Consider the following 23379-nt stretch of genomic DNA (forward strand, 5'->3'; position numbering starts at 1 on the left):
TCAGTTCTCCTTTCCGGCCCGGTTGGCGCCCCAGGCGGGCTGCGGCTGCGGGGGCGCGCCGGCCGGGCGGGCGCCGGCCTGGTACTCCACCGAGTCGGCGGTCATCTGCATGAACGCCTCCTCCAGCGAAGCCTGCTGCGGGCTCAGTTCGTGCAGGGTGACGCCGTGCGCGGCGGCCAGGTCGCCGAGGAAGGCAGGGTCGCCGTCGACCACCTCCCAGGCGCCGTCCGGGCCCGGTTCGGGCGTCAGGCCGGCGCCGTGCAGGGCGTTCAGCAGCTGCTCCTGGTGCGGGGTGCGCAGCCGGACCGAGGAGCGGGAGTTGCGCTTGATGAACTCGGACATCGGCAGGTCGGCGAGCAGCCGGCCGCGGCCGATCACCACCAGGTGGTCGGCGGTCAGCGCCATCTCGCTCATCAGGTGCGAGGAGACGAAGACCGTGCGGCCCTCGGCGGCCAGCCCCTTCATCAGGTTCCTGATCCACAGGATGCCCTCGGGGTCGAGCCCGTTCACCGGCTCGTCGAACATCAGGATCTTCGGGTCGCCGAGCAGCGCCGAGGCGATGCCCAGGCGCTGGCCCATGCCGAGCGAGAAGCCCCGGGCCCGCTTCTTGGCGACCGAGGTGAGGCCGACCAGCTCCAGCACCTCGTCCACCCGGGCGCGCGGGATGCGGTTGGACTGGGCCATCCAGAGCAGGTGGTCGTAGGCGGTGCGGCCGGGATGGACGGCCTTGGCCTCCAGCAGGGCGCCGATCTCGCGCAGCGGGTCCTGGATGTCGGCGTAGCGCTTGCCGCCGATGGTGACCCGGCCACCGGTCGGCTGGTCGAGGTCGAGGATCATCCGCATGGTGGTCGACTTGCCGGCGCCGTTCGGGCCGAGGAAACCGGTCACCACCCCCTCCGGAATACGGAAGTTCAGATCGGTGACGGCCAACTTGTCACCATAACGCTTCGTCAGGTGATGCAACTCGATCATTTACCACTCCTTGGTCTGGAGTCAGGTTAGGACAGAAAACCGACAAAACGGACTATCGTCGTCCGGGGCGTGCCCACCGGGCCCTACGGTGGAGCACATGACCTCCCCCAGCGCGCCGGCCGTCCGCGAGAACGGCACCGGCACCCCGCTCGTCCTGCTGCACGCCTTCCCGCTCTCCGCGCGGATGTGGGAGGCCCAACTGGAACGGGTACCCGGCCCGGCCGGGGACGACGCCCGGGTCGTCGCCCCGGACCAGTTCGGCTTCGGCGCCGACCCGCTCGACGACCGGCCGCACTCGCTGGACGACGCCGCCGACCGGATCGCCGCCCTGCTCGACCGCCTCGGCCTCGAACGCGCCGTGCTGGGCGGCCTGTCGATGGGCGGGTACGTGGTGATGGCCTTCGCCCGCCGGCACCCCGAACGACTCGCCGGACTCGTCCTCGCCGACACCCGGGCCACCGTCGACACCGAGGCCGGCCGGAACAACCGGGAGCGGATCGCCACCGCCGTGCTCGCCGCCGGCAGCGTCGACCTGCTGATCGAGGAGGGCACCGCGGAGAACCTGCTCGCCCCCGGCGCCGACCCCGAACTCGTCGACGCCGTACGGCGGATGATCGCCGAGGCCGACCCGGTTGCGGTCGCCCGGGCGCAGCGCGCGATGGCCGCCCGCCCCGACTCGCTGGACGACCTGGCCGCCCTGGAGGTGCCCGCCGCGGTCATCGTCGGCGAACTCGACACCATCACCCCGCTCGCCGAGGCCCGGATGATGGCCGAGGCCCTCGGCGACGCCGAACTGACCGTCATCCCGGCCGTCGGCCACCTCTCCTCGCTGGAGGCCCCCGAGACCTTCAACGCCGCCGTCCGGGCCCTGCTCAAGCGGGTCAAGCAGTACGGCGTCTGACGGACCGTCGGGAGACGACGGCCCGTCGGGAAACGCGGAAGGGCCCGGAGCCAGCCGGCTCCGGGCCCTTCCGGACGCTCAGCGGTCCGGACGAGGTCAGCGGGACTGCTGCGCCGGGACACCCATGGAGTCGTCGGTCGGCAGCGTGGCCGCGGCCACCGCCGCGCCCGTCAGCGTGGCCAGCATCTCGCGGACGTTGGTCAGCTGCGCGTTGATCGAGTCGCGGCGGTTGGTGAGCGCCGCCAGCTCGCGCTCCGACTCGCTGCGGACCCGGTCGGCCTTGGCGTTGGCGTCGGCCACGATGTCCTCGGCCTGGCGCTGCGCCGTCTCGATGGTCTGGCGGGAGCGGCGCTCGGCGTCGGTGCGCAGCTTCTCCGCCTCCAGGCGGAGCTGCTCGGCCCGGTGCTCGATCTCGGCGAGGCGCTTCTCGGCCTTGGCCTGACGGGCCGCCAGGTCGCGCTCCGACTGCTCCCGGCGCTTGGCCAGGTTGGTCTCGAACTCCAGCGCGGCCTGCGCGGCCTTGGTGCGGGTCTCCTCGAAGAGGGCGTCCGCCTCCTCACGCTTGTTCTGCGCGTCCTTGTTGGCCTCGGCCCGCAGCTGCGCCGCGTCCGACTTCGCCTTGTCGACGATCCGCAGACCCTCGTCCTCCGCCTTGGCCTTGCGGTCCTTGGCGTAGTTCTCGGCCTCGGTGCGGACCTGCTGCGCGGCGGCCTCGGCCAGCTCGCGGTGCTGCTCGGCGGCGCGGTGCGCCTCGTCGCGCAGGTCCTTCGCCTCCTCCTCGGCGAGGCGGAGGATCTTCTCGACCCGGGCGCCGAGACCGGCGTAGGAGGGCTCCGCCTCGGTGACCGCGGCCTGCGCCGTCTGGGTCTCCAGGTGGAGTTCCTCGATGCGCTTCTCCAGCGCGCTGATCCGGGAGAGCGCGCTGTCTCGGTCGGCCACCAGCTTGGCGATCCGCTCGTCGACCTGGGCGCGCTCGTACCCACGGCGTACCAGGTCGAAGCCGTGCGGGGAGTGACTGTCGCTCATGGGATTTCTGGGCTTCCTGTCGTCAAACCGCTGAGATGGTTGAGGGAATCCTGACACGGTACCGGAGTGTCAACGGCGAAACACCGTTGGTTCGCGGACAATGACCGCTCAATCGGGTGGCGCGCCCCCGGAGCGATTGCCTCCCGACCGCGGAGAGCCCACCCCGGCACCTGCCTTGGGCCCTCCGTCCTTCCTGTTTCCCCCGTTGCCGTGGCCCGACGACGCGGGCGACTCGAACGCCTCCAGCGCCGACAGCACGTCCTGGACCCGAGAGATCTCGGTGTTGATGTCCTTGCGGCGGCGGACCAGTTCGTCCAACTCCCGCTGGCCCTCGTCGGTCACGCGCTTCGCTTCGGCCCGGGCCTCGGCGAGCAGCCGCTCCGCCTCCTCGGCCGCCAGCCGCAGCTGCTCCTCGGCGTCCGAACCGGCCCGGCGAATCCGCTTCTCCGCCTCGTCGTCGGCCCGCTTGAGCCGGGACGCGGCCTGGTCGGCGGCCGCCTCCAACTGCTCCTCGGACTCCATCTCGGCGGCCTTCAGCTTCGCCTCGGCCTTGATGATCAGCGCCTCGGCCCGGGTGGTGGAGTCCGCGAGCTTGTTCTCGGCCTCCTTGAGCAGCGTCTCCGCCTTGCGGACCGCCGCGATCCGGACCCGGCCCGCCTCCGCGGACGCCTCCGAGGTCAGCTCCGAGGCCCGCGCCTCGGCCGCGGCGATCAGCTCGGCGGCCCGCTCCTCGGCCTCCGCGACCTGCGCCTGCGCCTGCTCCTCGGCCTCGGTCAGCTGCTCCTGGGCCGCCGTCACCAGCGCGTCCACCCGCTCGCCGGCCGACTTCATCGCCTGCGCGTTCTCCTTGCGGGCGCGCTCGTGCAGCGACTCGATCTCCGCATCGGTCCGCTCCCGCAGCTCCTCCGCGCGCTCCCGGATCGCCGTGGAGTCCCGGCGGGCCTCGGAGAGCAGCGCGTCCGCGTCCGAACGGGCCTTCTCCACCTCGGACTTGCCCTGCGCCTCGGCCTCCGCGCGCAGCCGCTCCGCCTCCTGGCGGGCCGCCGACACCATCGCGTCGGCCTGCTCCTCTGCCGCCGTGGCGGTGGCCAGCGCCTCGGCCTGGGCCTGCTCGCCGAGCTGCTCGGCGTCCGCGAACGCCTTCTCCAGCACCGACTTGGCCTGGTCGCGGGTCGACCGGTCGTACGCCTCGGCGGCCTCCCGGGTCTCCCGGTCGAAGGACTCCGCGCGGGACCTGATGTCCGCGTCGAACTCCTCCGCCAGCGTGCGGGTGGCCAGCGCGTACTCCTCGGCGTCCGCGCGCAGCGCCGCCGCCCGCTCCTCCGCCTCGGCCAGCGCCGCGGCCGCCAGCTCCTCGGCCTCGGCCAGTGCGCGCTGCGCCCCGGCCTCCGCCTCCGCCTGCTGCTGCCGGACGAACTCGGCCGCGGCCTCCCGCAGTTCGGCGGTCTCCCGGTCCGCGGCCTCGCGCAGCTCGCGGTCGTACCGCTCGGCGGCGGCGCGCAGCTCGGCGGCCTCCCGCTCGGCGCTCTCGCGCAGCTCGGCGATCTGCCGGCTCGCGCCCTCGTGCAGGCCCGCCACCGACTGCCGGACCTCGGCGGCCTCCTGCTCGGCCGCCTCGACCAGTTCGGCGGCCCGGGCCTCGCCCTGCGCCCGCAGCTCCTCGGCGGCCCGCTCGGCGCCCGCCCGCAGCTCGGCGGCCTCGCGCTCGGCGGACGCCCGCAGCTCCCGGTCGTACGCGGCGGCGGCGCTGCGCAGCTCGGTGCTCTCCCGCTCGGCGGCGGCCCGCAGGTCGGCGGTCTCCTGGTCGACCACGGCCCGCTGCTCGGCGGTCTCCCGGTCCGCGGCCTCGCGCAGCTCGCGGTCGTACTGCTCGGCGGACGCCCGCAGCTCGCGGTCGTGCTCCTCGGCGGCGGTGCGCAGCTCGGCGGCCTCCCGCGCGGCGGCCTCCCGCAGCTCGGTGCTCTCGCGCTCGGCCGTGGCCCGCTGCTCGGCGGTCTCGCGGTCGGCGGCCTCGCGCAGCTCGCGGTCGTACTGCTCGGCGGACGCCCGCAGTTCGGCGGCGGCGCCGGTGGCCTCCGCGCGCAGGCGGGCGGCCTCGGCGCGGTCGGCCTCGGCCTCGGCACCCAGTGCCGCGGCGTCGGTGCGGGCGGCGGCGAGGGCCCGCTCGGCCTCGGCGCGCAGCTGCTCGGCCTCGGTGGCGGCGGTCTCCCGGACCTGCTCGGCCGCGCCGTCCGCGGCGGCCCGGATCGCCGCCGCCTCGGCCAACCGCTCGGCGGTCTCGGCCTGTTCGCGCTCCAGTTCGGCCCGGGCAGCCTCGCGGGCGGCGGCCGCCTCCGCGCGCAGCGCCTCGGCGGCGGTCTCGGCCTGCTCGGTGACCGTCCGGCCGGCCTGCTCGGCCTCGGCCCGGACCGCCAGCCCGGCCTCCTCGGCCTGCGCCCGGTGCTCCTCGGCCCACTGCGCGGCGTCGGCGCGCAGCGCCTCGGCGGCGGCGTCGGCCTCGGCCCGGACGGTCGCGGCGGCGGCCTCGGCCTGCTCGCGCAGCGCGGCGGCGTCCCGCTCGGCGGCGGCCAGCCGCTCGTCGGCGGCGGCCTGGGCGGCCGCCAGCTTCTCGGCGCGCTCCCGCTCGGCGGCGGCGGTCAGCTTCTCGCCCTCGGTGCGGGCCCGGGTCAGGGTCTGCTCGGCCCGGCCCTGGACGGCGGCCGCCTGCTCGCGGGCCTCGGTGCGCAGCCGCTCGACCTCCTCGGCGGCGCCGGAGCGCAGCGCGTCGGCGTCGGTCTTGGCGGTGGTCAGCAGTTCCTCGGCCTGCTTCGCGGACTCCTCGACCTGGACGGCGGCCTGCCGGCGGGCCTCGGCCCGGACCCGCTCGGCCTCCGCCTCGGCGGCGGCGCGCTGCTCCTCGGCCTGCTCGCGGGCGGCGGCGGCCTCGGCCTGCATCCGCTCCAGCTGCTCGCGGATCGAGGCGGCGTCCTCCATGGCGGCGTTCTGCGCCTGCTCGACGGCCTCGCGGGCCTGCTCCAGCAGCGTGCCGGCCTCGGACTTGGCGTGCTCGACCAGCCGCTCGGCCTCCGCGGCGGCCTCGCCGCGGGTGGACTCGGCGTCGGTGCCGGCCCGGGCCAGCACCTCCTCGGCCTGCTTGGCGGCGCGGGCCAGCCGCAGCGCGGCGTCCTTGGCGGCCTCGGCCCGGCCGGCCTCCTCCGCCTCGGTGCGCAGCCGCTCGGCCTCGGCGGCGGCGCTCTCGCGCAGCGCGGCGGTCTCGCCCTCGGCGGCGGCCCGCAGCGCGGCGATCTCCGCCTCCGCCTCGGCGCGCAGCTCGTTGGCCACCGACTCGGCGGCGCCGCGCAGGCGCTCGCTCTCCTCGCGGGCGGCGGCCCTGGCGGCGTCCGCCTCGGCCTGCACGGTGGCGGCGGCGGAGCGGATCAGCTCGGCCTCGCGGGTGGCGGCGGCCACCATCTTCGCGATCTCGGCGCGGGCGGTGGCGGAGCGCTGCTCGGAGGCGGCGGCGCCGTCGGCGACCTTCCGCTCGGCCTCGCTGGTGGCCTCGGCCTGCAGGCGCTGCGCGGCGGCGGTGGCCTCCTCGCGCATCCGGGCGGCCTCGGCCCGGGCCCGCTCGGTCTCGGCCAGCGCCTCGGCGCGCAGCCGCTCTATTTCGGCCTGGGCGCCGGACAGCGCGGCCCCGGCGCGCTCCTGGTCGGCGCGGGCCTGCTGCTTGAGGGCGGTGATCTCGGCCTCGGCGGCGGCCAGCTTGCGCTCGGCGGCGGCGTGCGCCTCGGCGAGCTGCTGCTGGGCGGCGCCGAGGGTGGCGGCGCGCTGCTCCTCGGCCTGGGCACCGGTCTGCTGGGCCTGCTCGGAGGCGGCCCGGAGCAGGCGCTCGGCGTCGGTCTGGGCGCGCAGCAGGGCGGCCTCGGCCTGGGCCTGGGCCTCGCCGCGGGCGGCGTCGACGTCGGCGGCGGTCTGGGCGCGGGCCTGGTCGGCGAGCGCGGCGGCCTCGGCGCGGACCGCGGCCATCATCCGGTCGGCCTCGGCCCGGGCCTCCTGGAGCAGGCGCTGAGCCTCCTGCTCGGTGCCGGCCCGGGTCTGCTCGGCCCAGTTGACGTTCTCGCTGACGTGGCGCTCGGCGGCGGCCCGGAACTCGGCGAGCTCCTCCTCCAGCCGGCGGCGCCGGGCGTTGAACTCGGCCTCCAGCTGGGCGGTCCGCTCGGCGGCCTCGGCCATCATCCGCTGGGTGGCGGCCTGGGACTCGCGCAGCGCCCGTTCGGCGTCCGCGCGCAGCGCCTCGGCCTGCAGCTCGGCGTTGCGCAGGAGCTGCTCGGCCTGGCCGGAGACGGAGTCGAAGGCGCGCGGCTGGGCGAGCTGCCGCCGGGCCTCGTGCAGCTTGGCCCGGAGCACCTCCACCTGGTAGGCGAGGTCGTCGGCGTGCTCGACGGTCTTGTCCCGCTCCTTGCGGGCCTTCTCCAGCTCGGCCTCGAACTTGGAGAGGTGATCCTCAACCTCGTAGCGGTCGTAGCCCCGCACTCCGCGGTCCCATCCATCTCCTGGTCGCGTCCTCGACCGGGCCGCTCCGCCCCGCAGCCTGCCGGGTCGGACCGGTTGGTCCTTGCAATCGCTCCGCCGTCCGGGTGGACTCCTGAGCGAACTGTTGCCTCTGGAGAATGGTGACAGATCCGAACGGCGACCGTTCGGCCGTGCCCGCGTCGTGGACTCCCCTGCGGTGCGCGGACCGGTGGTACCTGCGCACCTGGGCATTGTAGTGGGAGCCGCTGCGGGGGGAATGGGGGCGAGGGTCTTTTCGGAAGTTACCGGCCGGTTCGTTACCGGACGGCCCGCCCCCGACCGCAGCCGCCCGGTGCCCGGCTCAGTGCTCGGACGGCTCCGCGGAGGTGACCAGCTCGGTCAGCACGCCGCCGCAGTCCTTGGGGTGCAGGAAGGTGATCCGGGAGCCCATCGAGCCGCGCCGCGGCTCGTCGTACAGCACCCGCACGCCCTTGCCCGCGATCGCCGCGGCGTCCCCGTCCACGTCCGCGGTGCCGAAGGCGATGTGGTGCACGCCCTCGCCGTTCTTGGCGAGCCACTTCGCGACCGTGGAGTCCTCCCGGGTGGGCTCCAGCAGCTGGAGGTAGGAGGCGCCGCCGTCACCGGTGTCGTTGATCTTCAGCATGGCCTCGCGGACGCCCTGCTCCTCGTTGACCTCGGTGTGGAACACCTCGAAGCCGTAGGTGGAGCGGTAGAACTCGACGGTGCGGTCCAGGTCGAAGCAGGCGATGCCGATGTGGTCGATGCGGGTCAGCACGGTGGTGTCCTCCGAGGGGTGCGGACGGGAAGAGGGTGGCACTCAGTGCAGCGCATCGCGGCGGGCGCACGCCAGCGGCGCGCCCTGCGAGTCTGCTCACACGCCCCTGCCCGGTTCCGGCACGGTGTTCACTGGACAGTGCCAGTAGCGCTGATCACATCGTCCCGGCGGTGACGCAGGGGTGACCGGTCAGTACATTGACGGCATTCCTACCCTCTGGTCCGACGCGCGAAGGGGCTCGTCCATGACTACTTCTGTGATCGTCGCAGGTGCCCGCACGCCCATGGGGCGGCTGCTCGGCTCGCTCAAGGGTTTCTCCGGTGCCGAGCTGGGCGGCTTCGCCATCGAGGCGGCGCTCCAGCGGGCCGGCATCACCGGCGAGCAGGTCCAGTACGTGATCATGGGCCAGGTGCTGCAGGCCGGCGCGGGCCAGATCCCGGCCCGCCAGGCCGCCGTCAAGGCCGGCATCCCGATGAACGTCCCGGCGCTGACCATCAACAAGGTCTGCCTGTCCGGGCTGGACGCCATCGCGCTGGCCGACCAGCTGATCCGGGCCGGCGAGTTCGACATCGTGGTGGCCGGCGGCCAGGAGTCGATGACCAACGCCCCGCACCTGCTGCCGAAGTCCCGCGAGGGCTTCAAGTACGGCGCGATCGGCATGCTCGACTCGATGGCCCACGACGGCCTGACCGACGCCTACGAGAACATCCCGATGGGCGAGTCCACCGAGAAGCACAACACCCGCCTCGGCATCACCCGCGAGGTGCAGGACGCGATCGCCGCCGCCTCGCACCAGCGCGCCGCCAAGGCCCAGGCCGACGGCGTGTTCGAGGCCGAGATCGTCCCCGTCGCCATCCCGCAGCGCAAGGGCGAGCCGGTGCTGTTCTCCCAGGACGAGGGCATCCGCGCCGACACCACCGTCGAGGGCCTGGCCAAGCTCCGCCCGGCCTTCGCCAAGGACGGCACGATCACGGCCGGCACCTCCTCGCAGATCTCCGACGGCGCCGCCGCGGTCGTGGTGATGAGCAAGGCCAAGGCGGAGGAGCTGGGCCTGACCTGGCTGGCCGAGATCGGTGCGCACGGCAACGTCGCGGGCCCGGACAACTCGCTGCAGTCGCAGCCGTCCAACGCGATCAAGCACGCCCTCGCCAAGGAGGGCCTGGAGGTCGCCGACCTCGACCTGATCGAGATCAACGAGGCGTTCGCCGCCGTCGCCCACCAGTCGATGCAGGACCTCGGCGTCAGCGACGAGATCGTCAACGTCAACGGCGGCGCGATCGCGCTCGGCCACCCGATCGGCATGTCCGGCGCCCGCGTGGTGCTGCACCTGGCGCTGGAGCTGCAGCGCCGCGGCGGCGGCGTCGGCGCGGCCGCGCTGTGCGGCGGCGGCGGCCAGGGCGACGCGCTGATCGTCAAGGTCCCCGCGCAGGGCTGACCCGAACCCCCTCCGGACCCCCGCCGGGCCGTGTCACGCGGCCCGGCGGGGCGTCCGTCTTTCTGCTGCGAGGAGCGATTTCGATGGCCGATGTGGCGACGCTGGTCGAGCAGGCCCGGCAGGGCCGTCCCCGGGCGGTGGCCCGGCTGATCACGCTGGTGGAGAACGCCGCGCCGGAGCTGCGCGAGGTGATGGCGGCGCTCGCCCCGCACAGCGGGCGGGCCTACACGGTGGGCCTGACCGGCTCGCCCGGGGTGGGCAAGTCCACCTCCACCTCCGCCCTGGTGTCCGCCTACCGCAAGCGCGGCAAGCGGGTCGGCGTACTGGCCGTCGACCCGTCCTCGCCGTTCTCCGGCGGCGCGCTGCTCGGCGACCGGGTCCGGATGCAGGAGCACGCCACCGACCCCGAGGTGTTCATCCGCTCGATGGCCACCCGCGGCCACCTCGGCGGCCTGGCCTGGGCCGCCCCGCAGGCGCTCCGGGTGCTGGACGGGGCCGGCTGCGACGTGATCCTGGTGGAGACCGTCGGCGTCGGGCAGTCCGAGGTGGAGATCGCCGCGCAGGCCGACACCTCGGTGGTGCTGCTGGCCCCCGGCATGGGCGACGGCATCCAGGCCGCGAAGGCGGGCATCCTGGAGATCGGCGACGTCTTCGTGGTCAACAAGGCCGACCGGGACGGCGCGGACGCCACCGCCCGCGAGCTCAACCACATGCTCGGCCTGGGGGAGTCCCGGCAGGCCGGGGACTGGCGGCCGCCGATCGTCAAGACCGTGGCGGCCCGCGGCGAGGGCGTGGACGAGCTCGTCGAGGCGCTGGAGAAGCACCACGGCTGGCTGGCCGAGAGCGGCGAACTCGACGCCAGGCGGCGGCGCCGGGCCGCGCAGGAGGTCGAGGCGATCACGCTGGCGGCGCTCCGGGCCCGGATCGGCGACCTGCGCGGCGACCGCCACCTGGACGCGCTGGCCGGACAGGTCGCGGCGGGCGAACTCGACCCGTACGCGGCGGCGGACCGGCTGGTCGCCGAACTCACCGGCTGACGCCGGGGACTGTGCGCACCGCGAGAGCGCGCCGTGGCGGGCAAGTCATTGCCCGCAGTGCGGTCCTGCGGTGCGCTCCCTTCCGCTGCGCGCAGTTCCCCGCGCCCCTGGTGGGCCTCCCGGGTGTGTTTCGCCCGCTTCCGGCGCTACGCCTTGCCGCGGAGGCCGCGGAGGTGTTCGGCGATCGGGGCGAGGGCCGTGTAGAGGGCGTCGAGCTGGTCGTCGGTGAGGCGGTCGACGAAGTGTTCGCGGACGCTGCGGACGTGGTCCGGGGCGACCTTGCGGAGGGTCTCCCAGCCGTGGTCGGTGAGGTGGGCGTAGAGTCCGCGGCGGTCGCCGGGGCAGTCCTGGCGGAGGACCAGGCCGGCCGTCTCCATCCGGGTGATCTGGTGCGAGAGGCGGCTCTTGGACTGCAGGGTGGCGGTGGCCAGGTCGGTCATCCGCATCCGGTGGTCCGGGGACTCGGAGAGCACGACCAGGATCTCGTAGTCGTTGATGGCCAGGTTGTGGGTCTGCAGTTCGCGGCTCAGCTGGTGTTCGAGCAGCTTGCCGACCTCCAGGTGGGTGCGCCAGAACCGCTGCTCGCGGGCGTCCAGCCAGGGCGTCCCCGGCTCCGCGTCGCGGGAGGGGGGGACCGCCGGCGCTTCGGTGTCGGGGGTGTCCATGCCGCCAGCATAGCCGATATTGTTCAATGTTGTACAACTTCTCGACGGGCGCCCGCGCGCGCCGCCCTCCCGACGGAGATCGTTCCGCGCCAATTCCCGGGGTGGAGTCGGACGGTGACACCGCGTTAGGCATAATCGCGGACATGACGATTCGGAGTGCGAATTTCCATTCGATAGCCGACGGCGTGTACGCCTGGCAGCCGCAGCAGCGCGGCTGGGGCCTGGCCAACTGCGGCCTGGTCACCGCCGCCGGCGGTGCGCTGTGGATCGACACCCCGTACGACCGCACCCTGGCCGGGGAGTTCCTGGACCGGACCCGCGCCGTCCTCGCGCCCGGGACCACCGTCGACCGGATCGTCGTCACCCACGCCAACGGCGACCACCTGTGGGGCGCCGGCGTCCTGCCCGACGCCGAGGTGATCACCACCCGCGAGGCGCTGCACCACATCGCCTACGAGCCCACCCCCGAGCAGCAGCACGCCCTGCTGCGGACCCTCGACCCGGACAGCGACACCGGCTCCTACCTGCAGGAGCACTTCGGCTGCTTCGACTGGTCCGACACCCCGCCGGTGGTCCCCGACACCGTGTTCACCGGCGAGCTCGAACTCCGGGTCGGCGACATCCCGGTGCAGGTCAGCAGCCTCCCGCCGGCCCACACCAGCGGCGACCTGATCGTCCACCTGCCCACCCGCTCCACGGTGTTCACCGGCGACATCGTCTTCGGCTCCACCGCCGAGCACCCCGGCGACCACGCCGTGCACTGGGCCGGCCCGCTCGGCAACGTGGTCGACGCCGTCGAGCGGCTCCTCGACACCGGCGCGGAAACGATCGTCCCCGGCCACGGCCCGCTGCTCACCCGCCAGGACCTCCGGGCCCATGCCGGGTACCTGCGCTACCTCCGGGACCGCGCGCACGCCCTGCACGCCGCCGGCGTCCCGCTCGCCGAGGCCGTCCGGACCGTGCTCGACGAGCGCCGCCACCCCGAACTCGGCCTGCCCGAACGGCTCCTGGTCACCCTGGGCACCGAGTACCGGCACCTCGACGGGGCCGAGCCCCCCGCCATGCTGGAGGTCGTCGGCAAGATGGCCGGCCTGGCCCGGCAGCGCGCCGCCGAGGGCGCCGCCGGCACCGTCTGATCCGCTGACCCGTTCCGCGTTCGACGACACCCCCGAGGACCCCATGGTCGAGATCGTGCTCGCCCTGCTGGCCGGCGCCGCCCTGGCCGGAGGACCGCTGCTGTGGTCCGCCCGACGCGCCACCCGCACCGCTCGAACCGCCGCCCACCGGGCCACCGACGCCGAGAACCGGGCCGACGCCGCCACCCGGCGGGCGCTCGCCGCCGAGGAGGGCGCCCGCGCCGCGGACGCCCGCGGCCGGGCCGCCGAGGCCCGGCACACCCTCGCCGAGGCCCGGCACACCCTCGCCGAGGCCCGGCTCGCCGCCGCCCTGCGGGAGACCGTCCACCTCGCCCAGGAACGGCTCCCCGCCGCCACCACCGCGCTCACCCACCCGCGCACCCCCGTGCCCGGGCCGCTCGACCCGGCCGCCGGCACCGACGAGTTCCACCACGCCCTGGACGCCGCGCTCACCGCCGCCGTCCGCGCCGTGCTCGCCGAGCGCGAGCGCACCGACGCCGCCGCCCGGGCCGCGCTGCGCGGCGCCGCCTCCAAGATCCAGGCGCTGCTGATCCAGGTCCGCTCGCTGCTGGAGGAGATCCAGCTCTCGGTCGACGACCCCCGGCTGCTCGCCCTGGACTTCCGCAACGAGCTGACCCTGCGCCGGGTGCAGTCCCTCGCCGTGCTCTCCGGCGCCTGGCCCGGCATGACCCGGGAGGACTCCCCGCTCGCCGAGCTCTGCGTCGGCGCGCAGTCCCGGGTGGCCGGCTACGCCCGCGTCGAGATCACCAACCACCTGCGCGAACCCCGGCTCGCGGTGGCCGCCCGGGCCGCCGAACCGGTCGCCATCGCGCTCGCCGAGATCCTCGGCAACGCCACCGCCTACTCGCACCCCGAGACCCGGGTCGTGGTCTCCATCGAACAGGGCAGCTCCGGCGCCCTGGTGGTGGTCGACGACATGGGCGTCGGCATGGAGCCCGACCAGCTGGCCCGGGCCGGCGAACTGCTCGACGGCCAGGCCGAGGTGCTGCTCACCGAACTCGGCGACCCGCCGCAGGCCGGCTTCGCCGTGATCGGCCTGCTCTGCCGCCAGTTCGGCTTCGGCTGCCGGGTCGAACCCTCCCCGTACGGCGGCGTCCGGGCCATCCTGCGGCTGCCCGCCGACCTGCTCACGCTGACCGACCCGGCCGCGCCGCTGTCCGCGCTCGCGCCCCGGCCGATCACCCAGACCGCGCCGGTGTTCGACGCGGGCGACGCGCTGCCCACCCGCAAGCGCCGCGCCCCGCGGATCCCCCGGCAGGACGCCGGCGCCCCGGCCGGCCACGCCCCCCTCGCCGCCCCGACGGGCCAGACCCCCGACCGGGCCCGCACCGCCTGGTCGGCCCTCCAGTCCGGCACCCTGGCCGGCCGCAGCGCCGCGGACCCGGCCACGAGCCCCGAAGGCCCCGCCGCCACCGAAGGAGACGACACCCCGTGACCGCCCAGCTCCGCCGCCACACCGAGGACCTCTCCTGGGTCCTCACGCCGCTGCTCGAACTGCCGGGCGTCCAGAACGCCGTCATCGCCACCGGCGACGGCCTGGTCACCGGGCACTCCGCCGACCTCGGCCGGGACAGCGCCGACCGGGTCGCCGCGATGACCGCCTCGCTGCACGCCGCGGCCCGCGCCTTCACCACCGCCTTCACCGGCGCCGAGCAGATCCGGCTCAACCAGACCGTGGTCGAGTCCGAGCACGGCTACGCCGTGGTCACCCCCGCCGGGGAGAACTCCTCGCTCGCGGTGTTCGCCACCTCCGGCGCCGACCTCGGCACCATCGCCTACCAGATGCAGGTCCAGGTCGCGGCGCTCGCCCGGGCGCTCGCCAGCCCGGCCCGGGAGGCGAGCGGCACATGACCGTCTCCCGCGGCCTCTACGGCCCCAGCCGCCGCCTCGTCCCGGCCTACCTCGCCACCCAGGGCCGCACCGCCGCCCCCGGCGGGCACCAGCTGGAACGGCTCAGCATCCTGCACGCCGCCGCCGACCTGCCGGCCGGACTGGGCGGCGAACACCGCCAGTTGTGGGAACTGGTCCGCCCCGGCGCGCTGACCGTCGCCGAGGCCGCCGCCCACCTCCGGCTGCCGGTCAGCGCGACGATCTTCATCGCCGCCGACCTGGCCGACCGCGGCGCCCTGCGCGTGCGCGCCCCGATCCCCAACGCCCGGCCGGTCAGCCGGGACCTCGCCGAAAGGCTCCTCAGTGGACTTCGCGCCCTCAAGTAGCACCGCCACCCTGGCCGGTGACGGACCGTCAGGCGCCCCCGCCTACCTCCCCGCCACCGACCCGATCCTGATGAAGCTCATGGTCACCGGGCCGTTCGGGGTCGGCAAGACCACCTTCGTGCGCTCGCTGTCGGAGATCCCGACCCTGCACACCGAGGAGACCATGACGGCCCACGGCGCGCCGGTGGACGACATCTCCCGCACGCCCGGCAAGACCGCCACCACGGTCGCCGTCGACTTCGGCCGGCTCACCCTGTCCGGCGGCGAGTTCGTGCTGTACCTGTTCGGCACCCCCGGACAGCAGCGCTTCCTGCCGCTCTGGCAGGACCTCGCCCGCGGCGCCCTGGGCGCGCTGATCCTGGTCGACACCAGGCGGCTCGCCGACGCCTTCGACGCCATGGACCTGATCGAGGAGGCCGGCCTGCCCTACGCGGTGGCCGTCAACAACTTCCCCGACACCCCGCCGATCGAGCTCGACACGATCCGCGCCGCCCTCGACCTCGATCCCGCCACGCCGCTGCTGGAGTGCGACGCGCGGGAGCGCGAGGGCTGCGTCGACGCCCTGATCGCCCTCACCGAGCACGTCCTGGACCGCCTCCCCCCGGAGCCCGCCCCATGACCCGCACCGCGCTGTTCGGCCCGCAGTTCGCCGCCGACCCGCACACCCACTACGCCCGGCTGCGCGACCGCGGCCCGCTGGCGCCCGTCCAGCTCGCCCCCGGGGTCGACGCCTGGCTGGTCACCGACTACCACGTCGCCCTGGAGATCCTCCGCGACACCGAGACCTGGACCCGGGACGCCCGCCGCTGGCAGGCCACCCAGCCCGCCGACTCGCCGCTGCTCCCGCTGTTCGGCTGGCGCCCCACCGCGCTGTTCTCGGACGGCGAGACGCACGCCCGCTACCGCCAGGTGATCACCGACAGCGTCGGCATCCTGGAGCCCCACCTGCTGCAGCGCGACACCACCGCCGTCGCCGAGCAGCTGATCGCCGAGTTCGCCGGCACCGGCCGGGCCGACCTGCTGGCCCAGTACGCCTACCGGCTGCCGCTGCTGATCCTCACCTCCTGGTACGGCATCCCGGACCCGGACATCGACCGGATCAGCGCCGCGATGAACCGGGCCTTCGAGTCCTCCACCGGGGCCGCCGCCGCGTACGCCGACCTGGTCGCGGTGATCACCGGGCTGGTCGCCGAACGCCGCGAGGCGCCCCGGCACGACCTGATCTCCGCCTTCCTCAACCACCCGGCGAAGCTCGCCGACGAGGAGGTGGTCCGGCACATCACGCTGACCCTGATGGCGGGCCACGAGCCCACCGCCAACCTCACCGCCAACGCGCTGCTGCGGATGCTCTCCGACGACCGGTACGCGGGCTCGCTGCACAGCGGCGCGATGACGGCGCACGACGCCGTCAACGAGGTGCTCTGGCAGGACCCGCCGCTGTCGAACTTCTCCCCGCACTACCCGCGCCGGGAGATCGTCTTCCACGGCACCGTGCTCACCCCCGAGCAGCCGGTCCTGGTCTCCTACGCCTCCGCCAACGCGCAGGCGGCGCTGCCCGCTGCGGAGGCCGAGTCGCTCGGCGGCTCCTACGCGCACCTCGCCTGGGGCGCCGGACCGCACCGCTGCCCGGCCCGGCAGCCGGCCGTCCTGATGGCCGTCACCGCCGTCGAGTACCTGATCAGCCGGCTCACCGACCTCCGGCTGGCCGTCCCCGCCGAGGGGATCGCCTGGCGGCAGGGGCCGATCCACCGGGCGCTGGTCTCGCTGCCGGTCGAGTTCACGCCGCTCTAGGAACGCCGGAACTCCGGAGCCCACCCGGGCGGTCGGCCACGGGTGGGCTCCGGGGGCGTTCCGGCGGGGGCGTGCTAGAGGCCGAACATCCGGCCGAGGTCGCCGAGGCTCGGGGCCTGCTGGCCGTGGCCGCCGGCCTGGTGCGGGACGCCGGAGCCCGGGACGCCCGCCTCGGCGGCGACCACGCCGACCGAGCGCTCGGCCATCAGGGTCTCGGTGGACTGCATCAGCACCTGGCCGGCGCCGATGAACTCGAACTGGTGCTCCTCGCCGCTGGCGCCGCCGATCCCGGTCAGGTGCCGCAGGCCGCCGATCAGGCCGTGCATGTAGCTGTGGTCGTAGTGGTGGCAGGGCGCGGGGCAGTCGGCCCAGCCGACCAGGGCCTGCGGGTCGACCCGGATCGGCGGCTCGACGAAGTGCACCGGCCCGTTGGAGGCGGCGACGAACTTGCCGGTGCCGATCAGGGTGAGGAACCCGGGGATGATCGACTGCTTGAGCTGCAGCGTGGGTTCGAAGGCCAGCAGGTTGCCCGAGCGCACCGTCAGGTTGCCCTCCTCCAGGTCGTAGGAGTTCAGGTCGAAGGCCCGGTCGGCGAGCAGCAGCTTGCCGCGGCCCTCGGCCACCACCCAGTCGGAGGCGTGCAGCGGGGAGTTGAAGTTCCGTTCGAGCACCTGGTCGAGCACGCCGCGGCCGATCCCGGAGAAGCGCATGTCGCCGTAGTAGGCGATCATCTTGCCCTTCTGCAGGTAGTACGCGCCGTTCAGGTCGACCGAGAAGCAGTACGGGTTGACGTTGTCGTTGACCGGCAGCGTCGACGGGTCGTGCACGGTCGGGCCCTCGCCGCCGGGCGGCTGGAACACCGGCGCGCCGAACTGCCCGGCCGGCGGCGCCTGGTAGGGCTGCTGCGGGGCGGGCATGCCGACCTGGGTGGCCTGGTACGACTGCTGGTACTGCTGCTGCGAGTAGCCGGGCTGGCCCGGCGGCGGCTGCGGGGGGTACGGCTGGCCGCCCTGCTGGGGCGGGTACGGCTGTCCCTGCGGCGGGTAGGGCTGCCCCTGCTGGGGGTACGGCTGCTGGCCGTAGGGCTGCTGCGGGGGGTAGGACATCAGAGCTTCACCTCGCTGGCCTGCACGTAGACCATGCCGTGTCCGGAGAGTTCGAGCTGGAACGCCTCGCCGGAGCCGCGTCCGATCATGTCGCGCCAGCCGAGGGCGCTGGAGAGCTTGTTGGTGACCTGGCCGCGGTGCGCGACGTAGGCCTGCGGGTCCACGTGGACGGGCTGGTTCGGGGCGATGGGGAGCTCCACCACGCCGCCGTGCGCCATCATCGCGACCGAGCCGTGGCCGGTCAGCTGGGTGGTGAACAGGCCCTGCCCGGTGACCTGGCCGCGCACCACGCCCATCAGGCCGCCCTGCTGGCCCATGAACATGGTGGACTGCTGCAGGCTGCCCTCGAAGGCGAGCAGCCGGTCCGCCTCGACGTACAGGGTGTCGCCGGTCAGGTCGACCAGGTGCACGTGGTGCCCGCCGTGGCCGAACATCACCTCGCCCTGGCCCTCGACGGTCATCAGCGGGGTGTCCTCGTTGGCGACCCGGCGGCCGATCATCGACATCACGCCGCCCTGGCCGCCCATCAGGTTCGGCTGGAAGGTGACCTCGCCGGAGTAGCCGAGCATCGAGCCGCGCTGGGACAGCACCCGCTGGCCGGGGAGGATCTTCGCGGAGATCATCTTGTTGTTGATCCGGGTGAAGGCCATCAGACGTCCCCTCCGAAGGTCATCCGCTCGGACGGCTGGACGTAGACCAGGCCGTCGCCGGTGAACTCGACCTGCATGGCCTCGCCGCCGCCCTCGCCGATCAGCGTGGTCCAGCCGGCGCCGGACTTGAGGGCGCGGTTCAGGTTGCCGGTGTGGGCGACGTACGCGCCGGGGTCGACCCGCAGCGGCAGGCCCTGGGCGACCCGGAGGATGACGGCCGGGCCCTTGGAGGTGACGGCGGCCCAGCCGTGGCCCTCGACCTTGGTGGTGAACAGGCCGTTGCCGGAGGCCATGCCGTTCAGACCGGTGAAGGAGGTGCCGGTGTGCAGCGTCGCCTCGGTGCACAGCAGGTTGTCCGACTCGACGAACAGCGTCTCGCCGTTCAGCCGGACCAGATTGATCTCGGTGGCCTTGTCGGCGAAGTAGCAGGTGCCCTGCCCCTTCACCTCCATGACCTCCATGCGTTCGCCGGTCAGCCGGCGGGTGACCATGCCGCGCAGGCCGTCGCCGCCGCCGGAGAGCTTCTTGAAGCCCATCTGCCCGGTGTAGGCGACCATCGAGCCGTTGCGTGCCTTGACGGTGTCGCCGGCGAGGTCGACGGCGAGGACCTTGGACCCCTGGAGTCGGAACTGTGCCACGTCCGGGAATCTACCGACCCCCTCCCAGGGTGGGGAGGGGGCTGGGGCCGGTCGGTACCGGTTCGGTACGAAATCCGGACACCTGACCCGCCGTCATCCGGTCGACAGTGGGGCGAAGCGGACAAAAGGTCAGGCCGGGTGCGGCACCGCCCCGGCGGAGGTCTCCACCTCCAGCAGCGAGGCCGAGTGCCGCTCGGCCTCGAAGGCGGCCAGGCCGCCGCGCAGGCCGAACAGCCGCTTGGAGAGCAGGATCCAGAGCACCGCGACGACGTTCAGCAGCAGGGTGCAGATCTTCAGCACGCTGACGTGCTCGGTCAGTTCGTAGACCTCCAGCGGCAGGAAGGCGGCGGTGGCGACCACGGTCAGGTACTCGGCCCAGCGGCGGCCCCACCACAGGCCGAACGCCTCGACGATCTCGATCAGCGCGTAGACCACCAGCGCGGCGGCCACGTACAGCAGGGTGGAGTGCTTGTAGTCGAAGGTCTTGCGGATGGTGTCGACGATCGGCGAGTGCTCCAGGTCCCAGTGGAAGTGCTCGGTCACCGGCTTCAGCACGCCCAGGTTCTCGTCGAAGATCCGGCGCACCGCGTCCTGGGAGTTGGAGAACTTCCAGACGCCCCAGGCCACCACGATGATCAGCAGGCCGCGCAGCAGCCGCTCGACGGCCAGGAAGCGCAGGATGAATAGGTCGCGCAGCGCCTTGCCGCGCGGCACCAGCGGCGCGTCCCCGGCCGGGCCGGAGCCGTGCGGCGCGCCGAGCGCGAAGTCGCCGCAGCGCAGGCAGCGCCAGACGGTGCCGAGGGCGGTCTCGGCGTGCAGCCGGCCGCGCAGTTCGGCCTCGTCCGGCGCGTAGGTGACGTGGCCGCGCCGGGCGCAGGTGTGCCGGTCCCAGTCCCGCTTGAGCATGTTCGTTCCCCCGTGGGTCCGCGGGCCTGCCGTTCAGGCCGCGCGCAGCACAGCAGGATAGGGGGTCCGTCCGACCGGGTTGTCAGGTCGGTGATAATAGGCCTGGCTTGTGCACCGGTTCACAAGCCCGCTGCCCGCCGTGCCCCCGTGAGGAATCCCCGTGAAGAGCGTCGCCGCCGTCCACCGCCTGCGCCTGGTCTCCGGCCCCGAGGGCCTGTCCTTCATCCTGCTGCTGATCTGCTCGGTGCTGAAGCGCACCACCAGCTTCAACGCGGTGCCGGTGATGGGCATGGTGCACGGCGTGCTGTTCGTGCTGTACCTGGTCTTCCTGGTGCTGGCGCACCAGGCCCGCCGCTGGGAGCCCAAGCGCACCCTGCTGCTGTTCGTGCTCTCGGTGCTGCCGACCGGCGGCTTCTTCGCCGAGCGGATGCTCGCCAAGGAGGAGCGCGGCGAGAGCGGCGCGGCCGCCCCGGCGACCGCCTGACGGCCCCGGACACCCCGGAAATGGTGCGCGGCGGCCGGGCCCCCTCGTGAGGGGCGCGGCCGCCGCGAGCTTTTCGTGCTCTACCGGGCGGTCGTCAGTTGACGTTCACCGCGGCCCAGGTGGCCGCGACCGCGTTGTACTCGGTCGAGCCGGCGCCGTACAGGTCCTTCGCCGCGTTCAGGGTCGCGGTGCGCGCGGCCTTGTAGTTGGTGGTGGAGGTCATGTAGACGGTCAGCGCCCGGTACCAGACCTGGGCGGCCTTGTCCCGGCCGATGCCGGTCAGGGTCGAGCCGTTGTAGGTGGGCGAGTTGTAGCTGACGCCGTTCACGGTCTTCGCGCCGCTGCCCTCGGACAGCAGGTAGAAGAAGTGGTTGGCGACGCCCGAGGAGTAGTGGACGTCCTTGCTGCCGACGCTGGAGGACCAGTAGTCGGCGGACGCGCCGTCCTTGGAGGGCTTGTCCATGTACCGCAGCGGCGTGCCGTTGCCGTTGAGGTCGATCAGCTCGCCGATCAGGTAGTCGCCCTTGTCCTTCGTCAGGTTGGCGGAGAACTCCACCATGGTGCCGAAGATGTCCGAGGTCGCCTCGTTCAGGCCGCCGGACTCGCCCGAGTAGTTCAGGCCCGCGGTGTTGGCGGTGACGCCGTGCGTCATCTCGTGGCCGGAGACGTCCAGCTCGGTCAGCGGGTGGGTGTTGGAGGCGCCGTCGCCGTAGGTCATGCAGAAGCAGCTGTCGTCCCAGAAGGCGTTGACGTAGTTGCTGCCGTAGTGGACCCGGCTGTACGCGCCGACACCGTCGTTGCGGATGCCGTTGCGGCCGAAGGTGTTCTTGTAGAAGTCCCAGGTGGCGGCGGCGCCGTACTGGGCGTCGACGGCCGCGGACTCCTTGTTGGAGGCCAGGCCGTTGCCCCAGGTGTTGGTGGACTTCGAGTAGAGGGTGCCCTTGCCGGAGGTCTTGTTGGCGAGGGTGGTGGTGTACTGGCCGCCGCGGCTGGCGTCCTTCAACTGGTAGGCGGAGCCCGTGTAGGTGGTGGTCAGCGTGACGTTGCCGACGAAGACGCCGTTGCCGCTGCCGGTCGCGTTGGCGGTCTGGATCTCCTCGTGGGTGGAGAGCACCGCGCCGCTGTCGGCGTCGGTGACCAGGATCTGCCGGCTCGGGGTGCCGTCCGCCCGCATGCCCTCCACGGTGGTCCGGTAGGCCAGCCGCGGGGTGCCCTCGGCGGCCCAGACCACCAGCTGCGCACCGTTCTTGGCGCCGGCGACCGAGGTCAGCGCGGCCTCCTCGGCGTCCTTGGCGCCGACGGTGGCCTGCACCGCGCCGGTGGCCCCGGAGGCGGCCTGGGCGGCGGTCAGCTTCGGGCTCAGCGAGGCCGGGGCCAGGCTGCCGCCCACCGCCTTGTCGCTGCCGCGCAGCTGGCCCTTGGCGTCCTGGTGGACGACCAGGTCGCCGCCGAGCACCGGAAGGCCGTTGTAGGTGCGCTCGTAGCGGAAGTGGCGGGTGCCGTCGGCGTCGACGATCGCGTCCTTGACGACCAGGTTCTCCTGGGCGCCCAGGCCGAGGGCCTTGGCGTTGGCGGGGGCCTGCGCCGCGGCCAGGGTCAGCAGTTCGCTGCGCTGCTGGCCCGCGGCATTCTGGGCGGCCGGGGAGGGAAGGGCCTGCGCGATCCCGGCGCTGACCTGGATCGCGCCGGCCAGCAGGGCCGAGGCAGAGAGAACGGCTCCGACAGCGAGCTTTCGCTTCACGGTACGGGTTCCTTCCGGATCAACCGCGTGTTGCGGTCGCACCGCGCTCCGGGGCACCGGGGTCAGTGCCTGCTGGGGCGGAAACGGGTGCTGACGTGCAGCTCCGTGCGGTCAGGAGACAGTCGCCGGTGGGGTGGGGCCGGCGGTGTCCAACGGGGCTGGCCAGAAGCATGACAACCCGCGGAATCCACGGACAGCGCCCCGGCAACAATTGGCAAACTCTCGCCAATGCGCAGGTCGTCCGGAATAGGGAAAAGTGCAGGTTTCGCTGCGAACCATGTGCTCCGGGCTGGGGCGGAGGCCGACTTCCGCGCTTTCACTGAATAGTGACGGAATATGAGGTGTAAAGAGTCGCCGCGCGCGGCCGCGTTCTTTCTTGGCGTGATCCCGCCAACCTGGTGCCTTGTCCAGCATCGTGGACACCTGCTACCCCCGCCCGCCCCCGCGGGTACGGTGGGGGCGTGCCCAAGCCCCTCGCCCTCGACTTCGACCCGATCGCCCGCGCCGACGAGCTCTGGACCCGCCGCTGGGGCAACGTGCCGTCCATGGCGGCGATCACCTCGGTGATGCGCGCCCACCAGATCCTGCTCGCCCGGGTCGACGCCGTGGTCAAGCCCTACGGCCTGACCTTCGCCCGGTACGAGGCCCTGGTGCTGCTCACCTTCAGCCGCTCCGGCGAACTCCCGCTCTCCAAGATCGGCGAGCGCCTGATGGTCCACCCCACCAGCGTCACCAACACCGTCGACCGCCTGGAGCGGGCCGGACTGGTCACCCGCCGGCCGAACCCGGCGGACGGCCGGGGCGTGCTCGCCGCCATCACCGCGCGCGGCCGCCAGGTGGTCGAGGAGGCCACCCGGGAGCTGGTCGGCGTCGAGTTCGGCCTGGAGGGCTACGACGCCGACGCCTGCCGCGAGGTGTTCGAGCTGTTCCGCCCGCTGCGGGTCGCCGCCGGGGACTTCGCGCCGCCCGCCGACGAGGGGGCGGCCCGGGGGCAGGTGTAGGGACGGTTACCCTCGTTGGCATGAAGCAGAGTGTGCTGACCCGCTACCGCACCATGGCCTACGTCACCGGTGTGCTCCTGATCCTGCTCACCCTCGGGGTGATCGCCAACCGCCTCCTCGGCATCTCGGGCGCGGCCGGCTTCACCACCGTCGTCGGCTTCGCGCACGGCTGGCTCTACGTGGTCTACCTGGTGTTCGCCTTCGACCTCGGTACCAAGGCCAAGTGGCCGCTGGGCAAGCTCGCCTGGACGCTGCTGGCCGGCACGATCCCCACCGCGGTGTTCTTCGCCGAGCGCCGGGTCAGCCGCGAGGTCGCGCCGCTGATCGTCGCACCGGAGCCCGCCGCCGCCTGACCGCGCCCGCACC

22 protein-coding genes are annotated in these 23379 nt (G+C 73.7%); 12 read left to right on the forward strand and 10 right to left on the reverse strand.

Annotated elements, in window-relative coordinates; genetic code table 11:
* A complete protein-coding gene (locus tag ACIOHG_RS05565) occupies positions 1-972 on the reverse strand; it encodes an ABC transporter ATP-binding protein (RefSeq protein WP_400945596.1) in 972 nt (323 codons plus the stop codon).
* 97 nt (positions 973-1069) lie between these two features.
* On the opposite strand from ACIOHG_RS05565, the gene ACIOHG_RS05570 reads away from it, so the two are divergent.
* The gene (locus ACIOHG_RS05570; protein WP_400945599.1) at positions 1070-1873 is read left to right on the forward strand and encodes an alpha/beta fold hydrolase; all 804 of its coding nucleotides are present in this window, start codon (positions 1070-1072) and stop codon (positions 1871-1873) included.
* Between the two features lie 96 nt (positions 1874-1969).
* On the opposite strand, the gene ACIOHG_RS05575 is transcribed toward ACIOHG_RS05570, so the two are convergent.
* From ACIOHG_RS05575 to mce, 3 genes are all read right to left on the reverse strand, one after another.
* Positions 1970-2899 carry a cellulose-binding protein gene (locus ACIOHG_RS05575; RefSeq protein WP_400945602.1) on the reverse strand — a complete coding sequence of 310 codons (930 nt, stop codon included), beginning with the start codon at positions 2897-2899 and terminating at the stop codon, positions 1970-1972.
* 108 nt (positions 2900-3007) lie between these two features.
* Positions 3008-7411 (reverse strand): hypothetical protein, encoded by a 4404-nt coding sequence (locus ACIOHG_RS05580; RefSeq protein ID WP_400945604.1) that lies wholly within the window; start codon positions 7409-7411, stop codon positions 3008-3010.
* 340 nt (positions 7412-7751) lie between these two features.
* Positions 7752-8186 (reverse strand): methylmalonyl-CoA epimerase, encoded by a 435-nt coding sequence (gene mce, locus ACIOHG_RS05585; RefSeq protein WP_400945607.1) that lies wholly within the window; start codon positions 8184-8186, stop codon positions 7752-7754.
* Between the two features lie 244 nt (positions 8187-8430).
* On the opposite strand from mce, the gene ACIOHG_RS05590 reads away from it, so the two are divergent.
* Both ACIOHG_RS05590 and meaB read left to right on the forward strand, forming a co-directional pair.
* Positions 8431-9621 carry an acetyl-CoA C-acetyltransferase gene (locus tag ACIOHG_RS05590; protein ID WP_400945609.1) on the forward strand — a complete coding sequence of 397 codons (1191 nt, stop codon included), beginning with the start codon at positions 8431-8433 and terminating at the stop codon, positions 9619-9621.
* 83 nt (positions 9622-9704) lie between these two features.
* A complete protein-coding gene (gene meaB / locus ACIOHG_RS05595) occupies positions 9705-10658 on the forward strand; it encodes a methylmalonyl Co-A mutase-associated GTPase MeaB (protein WP_400945611.1) in 954 nt (317 codons plus the stop codon).
* A 146-nt stretch (positions 10659-10804) separates the two neighbouring features.
* On the opposite strand, the gene ACIOHG_RS05600 is transcribed toward meaB, so the two are convergent.
* Positions 10805-11323 carry a MarR family winged helix-turn-helix transcriptional regulator gene (locus ACIOHG_RS05600; protein ID WP_400945613.1) on the reverse strand — a complete coding sequence of 173 codons (519 nt, stop codon included), beginning with the start codon at positions 11321-11323 and terminating at the stop codon, positions 10805-10807.
* Positions 11324-11466: 143 nt separating this feature from the next.
* Here ACIOHG_RS05600 and ACIOHG_RS05605 point away from each other — a divergent pair, with 143 nt between their 5' ends.
* From ACIOHG_RS05605 to ACIOHG_RS05630, 6 genes are all read left to right on the forward strand, one after another.
* Positions 11467-12459, forward strand: coding sequence for an MBL fold metallo-hydrolase (locus ACIOHG_RS05605; RefSeq protein WP_400945616.1), 993 nt, complete (start codon positions 11467-11469; stop codon positions 12457-12459).
* A gap of 43 nt (positions 12460-12502) precedes the next feature.
* The gene (locus ACIOHG_RS05610; protein WP_400945618.1) at positions 12503-13915 is read left to right on the forward strand and encodes an ATP-binding protein; all 1413 of its coding nucleotides are present in this window, start codon (positions 12503-12505) and stop codon (positions 13913-13915) included.
* Positions 13912-14331 carry a roadblock/LC7 domain-containing protein gene (locus tag ACIOHG_RS05615; RefSeq protein ID WP_400945620.1) on the forward strand — a complete coding sequence of 140 codons (420 nt, stop codon included), beginning with the start codon at positions 13912-13914 and terminating at the stop codon, positions 14329-14331. The genes ACIOHG_RS05610 and ACIOHG_RS05615 overlap by 4 nt, the downstream gene beginning before the upstream one ends.
* The gene (locus ACIOHG_RS05620; protein ID WP_400945623.1) at positions 14328-14696 is read left to right on the forward strand and encodes a DUF742 domain-containing protein; all 369 of its coding nucleotides are present in this window, start codon (positions 14328-14330) and stop codon (positions 14694-14696) included. The genes ACIOHG_RS05615 and ACIOHG_RS05620 overlap by 4 nt, the downstream gene beginning before the upstream one ends.
* A gap of 70 nt (positions 14697-14766) precedes the next feature.
* A complete protein-coding gene (locus ACIOHG_RS05625) occupies positions 14767-15315 on the forward strand; it encodes a GTP-binding protein (protein ID WP_400945776.1) in 549 nt (182 codons plus the stop codon).
* Positions 15312-16487 carry a cytochrome P450 gene (locus ACIOHG_RS05630; RefSeq protein WP_400945626.1) on the forward strand — a complete coding sequence of 392 codons (1176 nt, stop codon included), beginning with the start codon at positions 15312-15314 and terminating at the stop codon, positions 16485-16487. Before ACIOHG_RS05625 ends, ACIOHG_RS05630 begins: the two co-directional genes overlap by 4 nt.
* Before the next feature lie 74 nt (positions 16488-16561).
* Here the strand turns inward: ACIOHG_RS05630 and ACIOHG_RS05635 are convergent, their stop codons facing one another.
* The 4 genes from ACIOHG_RS05635 to ACIOHG_RS05650 form a co-directional block, all read right to left on the reverse strand.
* A complete protein-coding gene (locus ACIOHG_RS05635) occupies positions 16562-17404 on the reverse strand; it encodes an AIM24 family protein (protein ID WP_400945779.1) in 843 nt (280 codons plus the stop codon).
* A 188-nt stretch (positions 17405-17592) separates the two neighbouring features.
* Positions 17593-18243, reverse strand: a complete 651-nt coding sequence (locus tag ACIOHG_RS05640) for an AIM24 family protein (RefSeq protein WP_400945628.1) — start codon at positions 18241-18243, stop codon at positions 17593-17595.
* On the reverse strand, positions 18243-18881 hold the full coding sequence (locus ACIOHG_RS05645) for an AIM24 family protein (RefSeq protein ID WP_400945631.1): 639 nt from the start codon (positions 18879-18881) through the stop codon (positions 18243-18245). The genes ACIOHG_RS05640 and ACIOHG_RS05645 overlap by 1 nt, the downstream gene beginning before the upstream one ends.
* 129 nt (positions 18882-19010) lie before the next feature.
* The gene (locus tag ACIOHG_RS05650; RefSeq protein WP_400945633.1) at positions 19011-19787 is read right to left on the reverse strand and encodes a DUF2127 domain-containing protein; all 777 of its coding nucleotides are present in this window, start codon (positions 19785-19787) and stop codon (positions 19011-19013) included.
* Between the two features lie 154 nt (positions 19788-19941).
* Between ACIOHG_RS05650 and ACIOHG_RS05655 the strand changes: the two genes are divergently transcribed.
* Positions 19942-20271: a DUF3817 domain-containing protein gene (locus ACIOHG_RS05655; protein ID WP_400945782.1), complete on the forward strand. Its 330-nt coding sequence runs from the start codon at positions 19942-19944 to the stop codon at positions 20269-20271.
* 94 nt (positions 20272-20365) lie between these two features.
* Here ACIOHG_RS05655 and ACIOHG_RS05660 read toward each other — a convergent pair whose 3' ends face one another.
* Positions 20366-22012 (reverse strand): M4 family metallopeptidase, encoded by a 1647-nt coding sequence (locus ACIOHG_RS05660; protein WP_400945636.1) that lies wholly within the window; start codon positions 22010-22012, stop codon positions 20366-20368.
* Positions 22013-22473: 461 nt separating this feature from the next.
* Here ACIOHG_RS05660 and ACIOHG_RS05665 point away from each other — a divergent pair, with 461 nt between their 5' ends.
* Together ACIOHG_RS05665 and ACIOHG_RS05670 are read left to right on the forward strand one after the other, a co-directional pair.
* Positions 22474-23013, forward strand: coding sequence for a MarR family winged helix-turn-helix transcriptional regulator (locus tag ACIOHG_RS05665; protein ID WP_400945638.1), 540 nt, complete (start codon positions 22474-22476; stop codon positions 23011-23013).
* 20 nt (positions 23014-23033) lie between these two features.
* Positions 23034-23366, forward strand: a complete 333-nt coding sequence (locus ACIOHG_RS05670) for a DUF3817 domain-containing protein (RefSeq protein ID WP_400945641.1) — start codon at positions 23034-23036, stop codon at positions 23364-23366.
* Positions 23367-23379: the final 13 nt, after the last annotated feature.

This window comes from Kitasatospora sp. NPDC088134, from assembly GCF_044741705.1.
Taxonomy (GTDB): domain Bacteria; phylum Actinomycetota; class Actinomycetes; order Streptomycetales; family Streptomycetaceae; genus Kitasatospora.